This is a genomic window from Butyrivibrio sp. AE3009 (genome assembly GCF_000420845.1).
In the GTDB taxonomy this organism is placed as follows: Bacteria; Bacillota; Clostridia; order Lachnospirales; family Lachnospiraceae; genus Butyrivibrio.
On the sequence record NZ_ATVS01000008.1, the window covers coordinates 1 to 14,688 of the forward strand.

The 14,688-nt window shown below is 44.3% G+C and carries 13 protein-coding genes and 1 tRNA gene; 2 read left to right on the forward strand and 12 right to left on the reverse strand.

From position 1 onward, the window contains the following. Nucleotides 1-703: 703 nt before the first annotated feature. Together G588_RS0105830 and fliY are read right to left on the reverse strand one after the other, a co-directional pair. Complete coding sequence (locus G588_RS0105830) at nucleotides 704-1,840, reverse strand: DUF4317 domain-containing protein (protein WP_022777820.1); 1,137 nt, start codon at nucleotides 1,838-1,840, stop codon at nucleotides 704-706. Nucleotides 1,841-1,849: 9 nt separating this feature from the next. Beyond that, nucleotides 1,850-2,455: a flagellar motor switch phosphatase FliY gene (gene fliY / locus G588_RS0105835; RefSeq protein WP_022777821.1), complete on the reverse strand. Its 606-nt coding sequence runs from the start codon at nucleotides 2,453-2,455 to the stop codon at nucleotides 1,850-1,852. Nucleotides 2,456-2,660: 205 nt separating this feature from the next. Between fliY and pfkB the strand changes: the two genes are divergently transcribed. Both pfkB and ptsP read left to right on the forward strand, forming a co-directional pair. Beyond that, nucleotides 2,661-3,566, forward strand: coding sequence for a 1-phosphofructokinase (pfkB, locus tag G588_RS0105840; protein WP_022777822.1), 906 nt, complete (start codon nucleotides 2,661-2,663; stop codon nucleotides 3,564-3,566). Between the two features lie 42 nt (nucleotides 3,567-3,608). Continuing rightward, entirely contained in the window at nucleotides 3,609-5,384 is a 1,776-nt protein-coding gene (gene ptsP / locus G588_RS19365; protein WP_022777823.1) for a phosphoenolpyruvate--protein phosphotransferase, read from the forward strand. An 85-nt stretch (nucleotides 5,385-5,469) separates the two neighbouring features. Here ptsP and G588_RS22415 read toward each other — a convergent pair whose 3' ends face one another. The 10 genes from G588_RS22415 to G588_RS0105895 form a co-directional block, all read right to left on the reverse strand. Continuing rightward, nucleotides 5,470-5,628 carry a hypothetical protein gene (locus G588_RS22415; RefSeq protein ID WP_022777824.1) on the reverse strand — a complete coding sequence of 53 codons (159 nt, stop codon included), beginning with the start codon at nucleotides 5,626-5,628 and terminating at the stop codon, nucleotides 5,470-5,472. Between the two features lie 163 nt (nucleotides 5,629-5,791). Further along, nucleotides 5,792-6,787, reverse strand: coding sequence for a hypothetical protein (locus tag G588_RS0105855; RefSeq protein WP_022777825.1), 996 nt, complete (start codon nucleotides 6,785-6,787; stop codon nucleotides 5,792-5,794). 179 nt (nucleotides 6,788-6,966) lie between these two features. Further along, nucleotides 6,967-8,301 carry an NADP-specific glutamate dehydrogenase gene (gene gdhA, locus G588_RS0105860; protein WP_022777826.1) on the reverse strand — a complete coding sequence of 445 codons (1,335 nt, stop codon included), beginning with the start codon at nucleotides 8,299-8,301 and terminating at the stop codon, nucleotides 6,967-6,969. 193 nt (nucleotides 8,302-8,494) lie between these two features. Further along, nucleotides 8,495-9,955, reverse strand: a complete 1,461-nt coding sequence (locus tag G588_RS21325) for a cell wall hydrolase (RefSeq protein WP_022777827.1) — start codon at nucleotides 9,953-9,955, stop codon at nucleotides 8,495-8,497. A 21-nt stretch (nucleotides 9,956-9,976) separates the two neighbouring features. Beyond that, complete coding sequence (locus tag G588_RS21330) at nucleotides 9,977-11,311, reverse strand: SH3 domain-containing protein (RefSeq protein WP_022777828.1); 1,335 nt, start codon at nucleotides 11,309-11,311, stop codon at nucleotides 9,977-9,979. Nucleotides 11,312-11,351: 40 nt separating this feature from the next. After that, nucleotides 11,352-11,423: transfer RNA gene (locus G588_RS0105875), tRNA-Arg, on the reverse strand. Between the two features lie 67 nt (nucleotides 11,424-11,490). Continuing rightward, on the reverse strand, nucleotides 11,491-12,381 hold the full coding sequence (locus G588_RS0105880) for a DUF5688 family protein (RefSeq protein WP_022777829.1): 891 nt from the start codon (nucleotides 12,379-12,381) through the stop codon (nucleotides 11,491-11,493). Between the two features lie 159 nt (nucleotides 12,382-12,540). After that, nucleotides 12,541-13,098, reverse strand: coding sequence for an elongation factor P (gene efp, locus G588_RS0105885; RefSeq protein WP_022777830.1), 558 nt, complete (start codon nucleotides 13,096-13,098; stop codon nucleotides 12,541-12,543). A 105-nt stretch (nucleotides 13,099-13,203) separates the two neighbouring features. Further along, nucleotides 13,204-13,926 carry a hypothetical protein gene (locus G588_RS0105890; protein WP_022777831.1) on the reverse strand — a complete coding sequence of 241 codons (723 nt, stop codon included), beginning with the start codon at nucleotides 13,924-13,926 and terminating at the stop codon, nucleotides 13,204-13,206. A 41-nt stretch (nucleotides 13,927-13,967) separates the two neighbouring features. After that, entirely contained in the window at nucleotides 13,968-14,630 is a 663-nt protein-coding gene (locus G588_RS0105895; RefSeq protein ID WP_022777832.1) for a DUF1961 family protein, read from the reverse strand. Nucleotides 14,631-14,688: the final 58 nt, after the last annotated feature.

Genomic DNA, 14,688 nt, shown 5'->3' on the forward strand with positions numbered 1-14,688 from the left:
CCTATGATATTCATACTGATACTCCAGATAATGCTGTTTTAGTATGCGTATATAACACATTTCAGCCTTTACCAGCTAGATTTTGTTCCTGAAAGGCATATTAAGATGCGACTTCACAGGTGTTTCATATGATTATCAAAATATTGATACCATAAAAGAGCCGGAAAACACGCAGATTATACGTGAACAGCATCAGACGTGTATGAATTAGCTTAATATGCAGGAGAAGTGCACTTGCAGAGGGAAAATTATGATCTATGAGTGTCAGGTTGTCACAATTTCGTCAACTTTAAGCCTCTGGGAGCACGCAGGGAAAAGGACTGTTTGATCCTGCGTGTTAGCTTCTGATTTTCTAAGCACGCCAGTTTCAATTGAGGGCAATATTGCGTGTTTTCGCTATGTTTGACCTGCCAGATTGTTCCAAGATTCTGAGCCCAAGGTAAGAAAACAGCCACCGCGTAAGCGGCTTGCCCTTGATAGCGCAAAGAATAATTGCTACAATGCTGTCCTTGACGGAGAAAAAATAGATTGTTCCTGAGTTCCTCGCCGTCGGTGGGGACGACGCAGCAATTATTCTTTGTGCTGTCAAGGGTGTGCGTCCGGCTGCAGAAGTCTAAACTATTTCCGTGTTATACTGTGACAACTACATATTTTTCATATCCACTAAAAAAACTGCCGCGACATAAAGCACGGCAGCCTCTTTTTATTTGTTCATAAATGTCTTTACATTGATTCCATTAACCTCAATATGGTCATCCACGGCAATTACCAGACACTGTCTGCCGTCGATGATCTTGGACTCAACCAGGTCAGCACGGTCGGGCTTAACCTTGATCACAACATCGGGAGTTTCGATATCGAACTTCTTGGTGTTGGCTATGTTGGTGGCAAGAAGGTGAATGTCCTCCTCTCCCACAGTCCTCTCATAATTCTGTTCAAAATAATCGAGTCTCTCTGAAGGAACTCCGCTGTCCTGAAGAAGCTGCTTAACATCCTTCTTGGTAAGCTCCAAAGGCTCCGGATCTCCCTCGTGATCCTCTATCATGTCATTGAGATTATCATGAATATTTCTCATGATGTCATAGTCTGCATCCTCACCGATGCTGTCCTGAACCAGGGCATCGAAGATATTCTTCTGTTCGGGAGCAGGCATGGGAGCTACTCCGCCGAACATTGCCTCTACGAACTCAGGCTGGAGATCATCGGGCTTCTTGGTGAAATAGAGCATGTTGTGGATATCCATGTCTCTCTCAATGAAGGCCGGGAAAAGGAATCCCTTGGTGGGTCCCTCAACTATCCAATCCCTGAATCTCTCCTCAATGTCGTTTTTGCTCTCATTGTAACCAAGTCCTGCCTTGGAAAGCTTAACAGGGCAGATGCTGCAGAGAATGTAATCATAGATCTTCTCGGAAGCATCCTCCATTGTCATTCCGTCGGTGGATACGCCGGGGATGTCATAAATGGCATGAACAAGCAGGATAAGATAGTTCTCGCCGTTTAAATAGTTGGCTATTATCTTATCGTAGAACTCGTCAATTATCTCATCCTCTTCCAAGTGGGAATCCCTTAATGTCAAAAGAAAGTCCTGAGTACCTCCCGGCTGTTCCTGGTCAAGAGGAAACTCAAGACTAATAAGGTTCTTGCCAAATGTTCCTGCAAGGGTGTGCTGGAAAATATCCAAATACTTGTACATCTGCTCGTCCGGCAGTGATCTGAAGGCCTTCTTGAAAACCAGCCTTTTGTTCTTCTCATGATCCACAAGGCATGCGCAAATGTGGTCAATGGTGCATCTGTCAGGTGTAAACTGTTTCTTGATTTCTAGTGTTTCTGCCTTATTCATTTGTTATCATCATTTTCCTTTATTCATAAATTTTTGGCACATGTCCTCTGCGAACTGCGTCGGATATAATTGTACCATAACGGAATCGATAAGGTCAGCTATCGTCATCCTAAATGCTATTTTAACAAATTTATCGTAAGTAGTATCAAACATTTTTTCAAAAACTTTTATGCTATCCACATCAATCTGGTTAACAATAGGAGTACTGATGTCGGTGGCAACGCCAAGCATGGAAGAAAGAGATGTGGCACTGGTTCCCATCATCTGATTCATAGCTTCCGAAGCAGCGGACAGATGAAGTTCGGTGATCTCTCCGGCAGTATTTGTGCCATCGCCGCCCATCATAAGATCGGTCATGACCTTCACATCATGTTCCTTAAGAACAAGCACATTGTTGCCCTGAAGTCCCTTAACATAATGGATCTGCACGAAAATACAGGTCTTTTCATAATCATCAAGAGCTTCGCTTCTTTTTATTACTTTAACATTAGGAGTCGTGATATCAACCTTTTTATTGACCATCATACTTAGAGTGGTGGCCGAGTTTCCCATACTGATATTGGCGATTTCGCCCAAAATATCTATTTTTTCGTTGCTCAGGATAAAATCTTCCACGATAAGCCTCCTTAACGGTTTTGTTTATATGGCAGCAAAAATTTACAGGCTCTTTGCCTATATTAAATATTTTAGTTTAATTTACGCAATTACGCCATAGTTTTATTCTTTTTTAAGAATATTTCAGTTTTTGTATGAAATTCGTTGGTTTTGACTGATTACAGTGCTAATATACTGTAATGAACACAATTTTGAAGGAGTCAAAATGATCTATACAGTCACTTTCAATCCCGCCATTGATTATGTTGTCCGCATGAAGGAGGAACTCCTTCCCGGAATGACCAACCGAAGCCAATCCGAGGAGGTTTATTTCGGAGGAAAAGGAATCAATGTGTCAACGGTTCTGAGAAACCTTGGAATAGACAGCACCGCTCTCGGATTTGTCGCAGGCTTCACAGGCGCAGCCATTAAGGACAGCGTAAGAAGTAAGGGCATCTCAGAGGACTTCATCACTCTACCGCAGGGCCTTACGCGAATCAACGTCAAGATAAAAGGCCTTGAAGAAACCGAGATCAACGGCCAGGGGCCGATGATCCCTGAGGGCTGCCTAAATGAACTCTTCACCAAAATTAAGGCCCTTCGCGGCGGCGACACTCTCATCCTGGCAGGCAGCATCCCATCATCTCTTCCAAATGATATATATGAAAAAATGATTGCCCTCACCGAAGGCAAAGACATAAACGTCGTGGTGGATGCCACCGGAGATCTTCTTAAGAACGTTCTTCCATATCATCCTTTTTTGATAAAGCCCAACAATTATGAGCTCGGAGAGATGTTCGACAAAAAGCTCGATACCTTCGAAGAGCTTGAAGCACACGCCAAAAAGCTCCGTGCTATGGGTGCTGAAAATGTCCTTGTATCCATGGGAGCGGACGGCGCATTCCTTGTAACCGAAGACGGCAGAACCCTTAGGGCCGCGGCTCCAAAAGGTCAGCTTAGGAACTCCGTAGGCGCCGGAGACTCCATGGTAGCAGGTTTCATTGCAGGTTACAGTAAGAACGGAGATTACGAAGAAGCGCTAAAAATGGGCTCAGCCGCAGGATCCGCCACAGCTTTTTCCGACGATCTGGCAAGTGGTGAAGAGATCATGAAATTATATAAAACGCTTTGATCTATAAAAGATTATTTTAGAATATTGGGGAAGGAAAATACAATGTCATCAAATAAGCTTAAAGGCATCGGCGCCTCAGACGGAATAGGAATAGGAAACATTCTTGTCATCAAAGAAGCCGACCTTAACTATGACAAGTCACCGGCAGAAGATATCGACGCCGAAAAAAAGAGATTCAACAAAGCCCTCAAAAGCTTTGTAAAAAGAACAGAATCTGAAGCAAAAAAGCTAAGAAACAGCGCCGGAGATAAGGAGGCTGAGATTCTTGAAGGACATCTCCTTCTTGCGACCGACGAGTCCATGACAGGACAGATCCTTGAAATGATCGAGGGTGGATCAAGGGCTGAAGCAGCAGTTGACGGAGCCTGCAATGCATTCATCGACATGTTCTCAGGTATGGAGGATGACCTGATGCGCCAGCGTGCTGCGGACATCAAGGACGTAAGGGACGAACTTCTTAAACTCCTACTTGGCATCAAGGACACAGACCTGGGAAGCCTCCCACCAAACACCATACTTGTAGCCAGAGATATCGCCCCTTCCATGACTTCCAAATTCAAAAAGAAAAATATTGCAGGCATCATAACAGAAGTCGGAACCGCCACCTCGCACCTTGCAATCATCGCCAAAGCCATGGAGATCCCTCTTATATCATCTGTTCCCGAAGCCCTCTCCATTGTAAAGGATGGGGAACCTGCCGTAATGAACGGAAAAACAGGCATAGCAGAGCTTAGCCCTGATGAAACTACTCTGGCAGAATATCAGGAATCTCTCAGAAAGGAACTGGAACACAAAGCGGAACTTAAATCTTTTCGCCGCAAAAAGACCAAGACCCTTGGCGGCGAGAGGATACAACTTCTCTGCAACATAGGAACTCCCGCAGAGGTAGCCTCTGTCATTAAAGAAACCGGCGAAGGAATAGGACTGTTCAGAACAGAATTCCTCTTCATGAACAGACAATGTGAGCCCTGCGAAGATGAGCAGTTTGAAGCTTATAAGGAAGTAGCGGTTGCCATGAAGGGCAAGCCTGTAATCATCCGAACTCTTGATATTGGCGGAGACAAAGAGATTCCTTATCTTGATCTGGAAAAGGAAGCCAATCCCTTCCTGGGCCTTCGCGCCATAAGATACTGTCTTAAAAATGACGGCCTCTATAACAGACAGCTAAGAGCAATAATAAGAGCAAGTGCCTATGGAAATATCAAATTGATGATTCCTCTTGTAACCTGCGTTGAGGAGGTTCGAAGCGTCAAAGAGATGGTTCATGCCATACAAAAAGAATATGATGAAATCGGAGTTGCCTATAACAAAGAGCTTCCGATAGGCTGCATGATAGAAACACCCGCTGCTGCTCTAATTGCGGATATCCTTGCCAAGGAATCGGACTTTTTCTCAATAGGCACCAACGACCTGACCCAGTACATCATGTGTGCTGACAGAGGAAATAACTCCGTATCCAATCTGGGCTCCTATTTCCAACCTGCCGTTCTTCGCAGCATAAGACAAATTGCAAGATGTGGTAAAGCTGCAGGTATTCCGGTGGGAATATGCGGAGAGGCAGCCTGGAATCCCAATTTGATACCTCTTTTATTGTCCTTCGGAATTGATGAGTTTAGCGTAAGCCCCTCGAAGGTACTTCCTACCCGCGCCATGATCAGTAAGTGGGGTATTCACGCATCCCACTACGTAGAAGACGATACAATGAATCTGGAGACAGCGGAGGAAATATTAATAAAGCTCTTCGGTGAACAACTCCGTAATGACCTGGTACATGAGAAAATCAAATCTGAGCAGAAAGAATTAGACGAAACTGAATAAATGAAAACAAAAGAAACCCTTGCGAACACAATCCGCAAGGGTTTCTCATATTAACATATACATAAAATCAAACAAAATAATTCGATCAGTGTAAGCTTCTAAGCATCTCAATTGCTGTCATCGGACGAGCCTCAGGCTCTGTAGTATTGTTCTCATACTTATTAAGCAATCTGGCTCTCATCTCTTCCGGATGATTGTAAAGCTGATCCATTATTCTGTCAAAAGCCTGCTTCCACTCTCCCATATTTTCTCTCCTTATCTAGCCTTAACACTGTAGCGCCTTAATCATATATGTTCGGAGCAGATTAATCAATAACAAAACCGCCAAAAAAATGTGAAAACTCTGTGTCTTCTTGTTTTATGTTTACCAAACACCTCATTATTATGCACTTTTTAACCTGTAGCCTTTAGCCGGCACTGTAAAAACGGTCTTCTTCGGGTATCTCGATGATGACATCCATCTTCTTGATCTTCCTCTTATTGACCATAAATATAATGTCAATACCGATAAATACCATGCTGACCAAAAAGTAATATATGAAGATCTCATAAAAATCCTTGGTAAGATTATATCTTCGAAGCACTCCTTCAAGACCGGTAAAAATGTCTGCGAAGCTGACCTTCTCTCCCATTTCCGCGAAATCACTGACAAAAGCCAATGAATAGCCGATTCTGCAGGAAAGGTATGTCAAAACGGCCGCTGCAGCGCTGCAATAGATAAGTCCGAATTTGGACATCTTGCCGCTCCCCTGTTCATAACCGCAGATCAGAAGGAAGCCAACCATCGCACCGGTATACGGAGAAACCACTCCATATTTCATAAGTAATACAATTAAGGCTGCCGCAAAAATACCATATAGCAAGCTTAATCCTATTCCCTTGGCAAAATTCTCCCTGATTGAGTCATCAAGGCATCTGCGGGCTTCCACATAGGAATTGCAGGACTCATGGCAGTTATCGCACAGGTCAAACACTCTTCCGTTGATATCATAGGACTCAATGCCCTCCACCGGTTCTCCGCAGATCTCACAGACATTGATATAACCGCTTTGTCTGAAAATCGCTGCCAATGAATGCATAGTACTTATAATGTCATCCACCAGCTTCTTAGCCACAAATCGTTTCTTTAACTTAAAAGTAATTCTGTTATTCTGAAATGCCGCAGTCTTAATAGTTGAAATACTGCCAACAATATTTTCCAAAAATCTGTCCTCAGGAAGAAGTCCCCCACTTCTGACTGAAGTACTGATCAAATAATCAAAGCCTTCCATTGATATCGTGAACCGATATCCGTCCATAAAGCCGATAGTTGATATCGAATCACTGTCTGTTCTGAATCCGATGCTGTTAAACTTTTGCAAAAAGACAAGTTTAGACGAATCCAATGCGCTGACATATCCCATACTTTTTTCCTCCCATAAGCACCAAAACATTATCAATGGCGCGTTTATTCATCATATTGGATTCACACCACAATGTCAACAAATCTCACAATATTGTATGAACTGTAAGCACACATAAGGCCATAAAAAAACTGCCGCAGCATAAAAGCCGCGGCAGCAATGATCATATACTGTAAGTATTAAACAATACCCTGAGCCTTCATAGCATCTGCAACCTTAAGGAAGCCTGCAATGTTGGCACCTGCTACGTAGTTGCCTTCCATGCCGTACTTCTTGGCAGCATCGTCAATGTTGTGGTAGATGTTAACCATGATCTGCTTAAGCTTAGCATCAACCTCTTCGAAGGTCCATGACAGTCTCTCGGAGTTCTGGCTCATCTCAAGAGCTGATGTAGCAACACCGCCTGCGTTAGAAGCCTTACCGCAAACAAAGAGTACACCGTTCTTCTGAAGGTACTCTGTAGCCTCGATTGTTGTAGGCATGTTAGCACCCTCGCAAACTGCGATACATCCGTTAGCAACAAGCTGCTTAGCATCATCGATGAGGAGCTCGTTCTGAGTAGCGCAAGGAAGAGCAACATCACACTTGATTGACCATACGCCTCTGCCCTCATGATACTCTGCTGACTTTCTTGCAGCAGCGTAATCTGTAAGACGTGCTCTCTTAACTTCCTTAACTTCCTTAAGAAGTTCTACATCGATTCCTTCGGGATCATAGATCCAGCCTGTTGAATCTGAACATGTAACAACCTTAGCACCGAGCTGCTGAGCCTTCTCGATAGCATAGATAGCAACGTTACCTGCACCTGATACAACTACAGTCTTGCCGCTGATGTCGTGGCCGTTGCACTTAAGCAGCTCCTCTGTAAGGTAAAGAAGACCATAACCTGTAGCCTGTGTACGTGCAAGAGATCCGCCATAGGTAAGACCCTTACCTGTAAGAACTCCCTCGTATACGTCTCTGATTCTCTTGTACTGACCATACATGAATCCGATCTCACGTCCGCCAACACCGATATCACCGGCAGGAACGTCTGTGTCAGCTCCGATATGTCTGTAGAGCTCTGTCATGAAGCTCTGGCAGAATGCCATAACCTCTCTGTCAGACTTGCCCTTAGGATCGAAGTCTGAACCACCCTTACCACCGCCGATAGGAAGGCTTGTAAGTGAGTTCTTGAAGATCTGCTCGAAACCAAGGAACTTGATGATACCAAGGTTTACTGAAGGATGGAAACGAAGTCCTCCCTTGTAAGGTCCGATTGCTGAATTGAACTGTACACGGAAACCGTTGTTAACCTGAACCTGTCCCTTATCATCAACCCAAGGTACTCTGAAAAGGATCTGTCTCTCGGGAGTTACAAGTCTCTCAAGAAGAGCATCCTTGCGGTATTCTTCCTCATTAGCCTCGATTACAACACGAAGTGACTCAAGCACTTCCTTAACTGCCTGATGGAATTCAGGCTGAGCAGGGTTTTTCTCCACAACATAGTTGTAGATCTCATCAACGTAAGACATTTTTTCTTTCTCCTTCCTGTGCATGGCACATAAAAACTTTTTTACAGACCGATTGTCTTATTTTTAAGTATAAAAAAAGGGCGTAAGAAACTATCGGTCTCTACGCCCCGTTGCGCAGACATCACTGTCTGAATGGTATTATACACTTTGATGTTTTAAAGCGCAAGAGACTTTATTACATTAAATCAAAAAATTATTCTCCGCCCTCATCGCCACCTTCAGATGGCTGTTCATCATCATTTTCCTCGGAATCCCCGCCTTCATCACCGCTATCTTCGGACTGTTCCTGGCCTTCGCCCTCTGATTCCTGCGCAGGCTCTTCCGGCTCCTGGGGCTGTTCCTGCTGCTCTTCTCCATCGTAAACGGCAGGCTCCGGCTCAGGAAGCGTAGACCATTTGTAGAAGAATGCATGGTTACCGATCATGGTATATTCACTGATCCTGTAATAATCAGCATAATACTTGGTCATAAAGAACAAATAATCTCCCACTCTGGCTCCGTCCAGAACCTCCTGCGCAGCCCTAAGGCAGGTGGAATTAGGTCCTACGGACATGATAAGCTCAACCTTACCTGACCTGTAGGAAGCAAACTGCATATTCTGAGTGATGACGGAAACAACATCTCCGGGAAAAGCAGAACTCTTAACTCTGTTCATGATAACAGATCCAACTGCCAATTTGCCGGTATAGGACTCGCCGTCGGCCTCCGCCTGTATCGTGGCCGCCAGCCATACAAGCTCTGATTCTGATGCTGAGTAAGCTCCGGATGTATCTTCCTTCATAAGAGCAAGGCGCTCAGCGATCTGCTTAGCCAGCTCTGCCTGGGCGGCAGCGGTCTTGGCCTGAAGTGATTTCATTTTCTTATCAAGCTCAGCCAGCTTGTTATCATAGTCAGCCAGCTTGTTCTTCTCTGAGGAAAGTGTATTCTGGGTACTTGAGAGCTTGCCCTTAACCTCAGCTGTAAGTCCCGAGAGTTCCTCATGCTTCTCATCGAGCTGAGTCTGATACTGATCAAGTTCCTCTTCCTTCTCGTGAACGACTGCGGACTTGGCCTCAATATCTGCCTGAAGAGCCTTGTACTCGGCAATCTTTTTCTTATCGTATTCTATTATCGCAGTGAGATATTCATATTTGGTCAGAAATTCCTGCATTGACCCGGACTCTAAAAGAAGGCGTGCAAGCCCTGTGTTGCCACCGCTCTCATAGGTAGATTGAATTCTTTTTTTAAGTAGCTCATAGCGCTTATGTTCTTCGTCTCTTGCCTGCTGAAGCTGTTTGTCCAGCTCAACGATCTCGGAAGACACCTCCGCCATTGCGTTCTCCGCCTCTGTTATCTCTGCACTTAAGGAATCAAGCTTGGCTGAATAGCCGTTGATGGTGGATTGCAGCTGTGAACTCTGGTTCTGAAGATTACTTACGTTGCTCTGGGTCTTCTCTTTCTCACCCTGAAGAGCACTTATTGCATCCTTGGTCTCCTTGGTCTGTTTCTCAAGGTCCGAGATTGCATTCTGGGTCTCCTGCTCCTGCTGCCTCATACCATCGATGGTCTGAGAGATATCTGTATTGCCCTCATCCTCTTCGGCGCGGCAGCAAAGAGCTGTTTCCCCCATTATTAAGCTAAAAAGAAGTAACCAGATAACAATCCTCTTTTTCATATACTCCCCATGTATACGCTGTTACTCAAGAAATTCGGACTTCATGTATCCTGTCTGTCCGTTATACTCAACTTTGGACCAGCCGTTGGCATACTGCTGCTTAACATTGACCTCTGTTCCGGCATAAAGTGTTGCAAGGATGTCGGAATCGGTGCTCTCACTCTTACGAAGTCTTACGGATTCCGTAACCTTCATCTTGCCGGTCTTGGCTGTAGCAGCGGGCTTGGACTCAGTCTCTGTCTTATTCTCTGTTTTGTTCTCTGTCTTATTATCGTTATTATTGGCTGTTTCGGTATTAGTCTCAGCAGCGTCGCCATTATCACCTGCAACCTCAACTGTCTCTTCACCCACAACCTCAAAGAACTCTGTCTTAACAAAGGCATAGCCGTTGTTGTATTCAATCTTACTCCAGCCGTTGGCAAGAGCCTCAACCTGTGTAAACTCCTGACCCTTGCTGGTCTTGGCAATAACATCTGCTGTCTCGGAATCAGAGCTTCTGATATTGATGACATCTGTGGCTCTGATGGTATGAGTGGTAACAACCTGAACATCGGATGCAGATTCCTCAGAAGCATCCTCTTTAGCAGAAGAACCTTCTGCCGCAGCTGCCTCATTGTTGCTGGCTTCGGAGCTGGCGAGCGCTTCTCCTACGGAAACCTGAAGACCTGATCTCATCTGTGTAAGGAGCTCTGCAAGTACCTCATCGGAGCTTACCATCTCATTATATTTAACAGCGACCTTGTTATTAAGGTCTATAACGTCGGTCTGAACATTGATCTGTCTCAGATACTCAATTTCATTACCCTCTACAATATCTCCGTTAATATAGAGATTGCCGGTGTCATCGGTACAAATATAGAGAGTCTCAAGTCCCGGAACGGCCTTATCATAATTATAGAGCTTGACCTCATTGTAAACATAGGCAACATAGCTGCCAACAAGAGGACCGGGCTTGGTATATACAGTGATATTCTCATAGGCTTCGATATAATCCGCTGCTGCCACAGCCTTAAGAAGCTCGGTATCTTCGAGTCCCTTGTAGATCTGTGAGATAGTCTCGGAATCTCCCTCTGCGCAGGCCTGATAGTACTTGTCTATAAGGGCATTGACCTCGGGATGAGCATTCTCTTCCATCTCTACCTCGGGCACCTCATAGGTTGCCGCAAGCTCAGCACCGGAAGGCTCCTGGGATTCTTCCTGTGCTCTGTGGTTGGCACTGAGAGCAATTCCCACTGTAGCTACCACTGCAAGTACAAAGAAAATAGGCATCAAAAACTTCTTGTTATCGCCTAAAATAGCATTAATAGATCTTCTATTATTCCTCCAGGAAGTGGATGTATTCTTCTTATTTCTCATTTAAAACAAACCTCTAAATCCCAAACATATTCAAGTGAAATGCACCCGACAGGACTCGAACCTGCATTAAAGGCGTCGGAGGCCTACGTTCTATCCATTAGACTACGGGTGCATCACATACCCGAATATAATACCATATAGCCCCTATAATGTCTATGTTAATGAGTCCTTGAGGAAAGTCAATTCCCGCAGTCACAGATTTTAAGCTCACCTTCAGGATATGAATAGCTATAAAGACTGTGGCTAAGCACCTCTTCATCTCTTACCACCGACGAATTCACTTCACCAATCATACTCCTTAAATATCTGGGAGGAATACTGCAGCTCCCCGCAGGAACCACAAGCATCTCATGAACAGATGCAGGTATGATATACAGATCGCTGTCATTTATACAGGCAAGTTCATCCAGAACTCCCGGATAAAGAACAGCTCCCGCTCCCTGATATCCGGACTGCGTAGTCACAACATAAATATTCTTAAGAAGCTCGGGACTATCAAACATGTCCGGTTCCAAGTATTCGTTGATGCTCTTAACACTGGCAGGAAACGTCTTAACTGTATTCCTCATAACGCTGTCCCATAGCTCTTCCTTGGAAATCCCCCACATATCAAGGTGCTCTGTGGTGATCATGATACTGCCCTGCTCCTTGTCCTTGATGTTAAGGATACAAATGGGGATCATCACCAGATCCGCAAATGCTCTGACAGGGACACTGCGAAGCCTGTCCATGTTAGGGCCCGCCATTGCCAGCTTGTAGCTAAGATGCCCCTTAACTTCGTCAAAGTTCCTGAAAAAATCCATATCCAGGCCAAGCCCGACAGAGCTCTCCCTGTAGAGGCTTACCACCATATCGGTGATACTGTCAAAGGATTCTCCTGCCTTGTACATGTTAAAGAAATCATCAATATAAATAGAAGGAGAAATATTGCTGCCTTCTTCCCTTATGACCAAAGCATGATAAACAACTCCGTTATTCTTGACAATCTCCTGAAACTTAACACAGGCGCCGTCTCCGAGATTGTTCTCCACATTCTGTAATAATATATTCCCAAAATTAATTATATCCATATCTTCCTCCGAAAAATAGTTTTAGTGACAAAAAAAGACAATAAAGAAGCCTTGTCTGGTTTCTTTATTGTCTTACAGTTTCTTATAAATACTTCTAAAACAGTTTCTATAAAAATTTATGAAAACTTGTGTCAGATATGGTAAATGAAATGTTACAAATTATACTCTTGAGAGATACTCGCCTGTTCTGGTATCAATCTTGATAACGTCACCCTCGTTAACAAAAAGAGGAACTGCTACGTTAGCACCTGTCTCAACAGTTGCGGGCTTGGTAGCACCTGTAGCTGTATCACCCTTGAAGCCGGGCTCTGTCTCTGTGATTGTAAGTTCTACGAACATAGGAGGCTCAACTGCGAATACGTTGCCGTTGTAAGACATGATCTTACATGTCTCGTTCTCCTTAACAAACTTAAGAGAATCACCGATCTGATCTGATGTAAGACCGATCTGCTCATAAGTCTCAGTATCCATAAAGTTATAAATATCGCCATCCTGATAGAGATACTGCATATCCTTCTTGTCGATTCTTGCTGCAGGGAACTTCTCTGTAGGACGGAAGGTTGTCTCCTTAACACCGCCGTTGATGATATCCTTGAGCTTGGTTCTTACGAAAGCAGCGCCTTTACCGGGCTTAACATGCTGGAATTCAATAATCTGACATACATTGCCATCGATCTCGATGGTAACACCATTTCTGAAATCACTTGCAGAAATCATAAAAAAAATCCTCCTAATTACTTCACATCAAACAACTATCACATTTTAAACTATCATAGATGATTTTTCAACTATTTTTTTGTCATGTTATATTAAAGCCTTGTATCACAACAAATAATCGCCGAAAACCGACTCCGTCGGAGTGCTCTTATAGGCCTGTAAAAGTGACTGATAGTACGAATAATCCGATGTTCCGAGGGTTGCATTAAGAAGAGAATTCTCATTTAATTTCTCAAGGGTCTGACCTTCTATCGAGTTGGTGGTAGTGCTGCCGGTCACATCCTCATCCTCATCCGAGGTCTTAAAAAGAGAACTCTGAACCATATTTGTATAAAAATATGACGAATCCGACAGGTCTCTGAGTGCCTTATCGCTAAGGATTCCCTTATACACATCGGCATTATCCGTGTTCTGACTGTTAGCCTTCATGATAGTCTCAAGGGCATCTGCAATGCCCAGATTGCCGCCAAGTCTTGAGGCCGTTATAAGACTTGCCAGATTGGTGGCATTATTCGCAGTCGTATTACTTGCAGCCGCATTACTTGCCGAGCCCGAAACCTCACCTGCCCCGGAACCTGCAGTCTTAGCAGTTTCCTTCGTAGCCTCCGCTGCTGTCTTTGGTGCAAAATTATGGCTGTCGATATTGTTTTTAATCTCATCTCTGATATTGGGAGCCTCGACCTTAGTATCATTGACGGCCTTGCTGAAATATTTCTGGAATATTCCCTTAAGGTCCTCACCGATACTGCTGCCCCGACTATTTACACTTGAAATGGAATTGAGATATGAATTGACCGCACTTGTCAGCTCGCTAATACGAAATGCCATTTTGATACCCCCCGTAACCTACAAACAGCAACTACAAGTTATCAGATCCAGGTAACCTTAAGATTCCTGTACTCCGCCACCATGGGAGAGAGCTGGCGAAAACCTATGTTTCCTCCCGTCAGCAGATCTCCGAAGGTCATACCGTCATCATAAAAATCAAATATCTGAAGATCATTTATATAAAAAGAAACTTTAGAACCTCTTTTGACCACTCTCATGTTGTACCAGTCGGCGTTCTCCGAAGCATCCGGGATAGGATCCGCACCCTGACTGACCAGAAAGCCGCCGTAGCTCTTTATGAGATTGCAGGTATGAAAGCCTCTCTCAGAAGGCTCTTTTCTCCTGAAATAGGAAAGATGATAGGTGTTAAGATCCCCGCTGTGATACTGCTCGTACTCTCCGGTTCTCCTTAAAAGAGCTCCGTCGAAGATGCTTCCGGGACCGTTCTTTGGCTTGGCTGCAAAAAACAGCATGGCAAGACCGGGCTCTCTGATCGGCCGAAACTCCCACTCGATCATGATATCCGCAGGAAAAACCTTGGGACACCACAGAACGAAATTCGCCTTCTGCCCCTCTGAGGAAGGCCTCTTACTTGCAAGTCTCATAGCGCCGCCGGAAAAGCTGATGTCAGCCTCTCCCTCCAGCACAAAATCTTTTATATCATCTTCACAGGAAAGTGGATTGTTACAGATTATTTTTGGCATTACCTGATACCCCCAATGCACCAAGTATTAAATCCCCTCATTTCATTTTATAGGAATA

Coding starts and splice junctions, on each gene's coding strand:
- G588_RS0105890 (WP_022777831.1), bottom strand. CDS start 13,926: ATGGCATTTCGTATTAGCGAGCTGACAAGTGCGGTCAATTCATATCTC.
- G588_RS0105830 (WP_022777820.1), bottom strand. CDS start 1,840: ATGAATAAGGCAGAAACACTAGAAATCAAGAAACAGTTTACACCTGAC.
- pfkB (WP_022777822.1), top strand. CDS start 2,661: ATGATCTATACAGTCACTTTCAATCCCGCCATTGATTATGTTGTCCGC.
- G588_RS21330 (WP_022777828.1), bottom strand. CDS start 11,311: ATGAGAAATAAGAAGAATACATCCACTTCCTGGAGGAATAATAGAAGA.
- gdhA (WP_022777826.1), bottom strand. CDS start 8,301: ATGTCTTACGTTGATGAGATCTACAACTATGTTGTGGAGAAAAACCCT.
- G588_RS0105895 (WP_022777832.1), bottom strand. CDS start 14,630: ATGCCAAAAATAATCTGTAACAATCCACTTTCCTGTGAAGATGATATA.
- efp (WP_022777830.1), bottom strand. CDS start 13,098: ATGATTTCTGCAAGTGATTTCAGAAATGGTGTTACCATCGAGATCGAT.
- ptsP (WP_022777823.1), top strand. CDS start 3,609: ATGTCATCAAATAAGCTTAAAGGCATCGGCGCCTCAGACGGAATAGGA.
- G588_RS0105880 (WP_022777829.1), bottom strand. CDS start 12,381: ATGGATATAATTAATTTTGGGAATATATTATTACAGAATGTGGAGAAC.
- G588_RS0105855 (WP_022777825.1), bottom strand. CDS start 6,787: ATGGGATATGTCAGCGCATTGGATTCGTCTAAACTTGTCTTTTTGCAA.
- G588_RS22415 (WP_022777824.1), bottom strand. CDS start 5,628: ATGGGAGAGTGGAAGCAGGCTTTTGACAGAATAATGGATCAGCTTTAC.
- G588_RS21325 (WP_022777827.1), bottom strand. CDS start 9,955: ATGAAAAAGAGGATTGTTATCTGGTTACTTCTTTTTAGCTTAATAATG.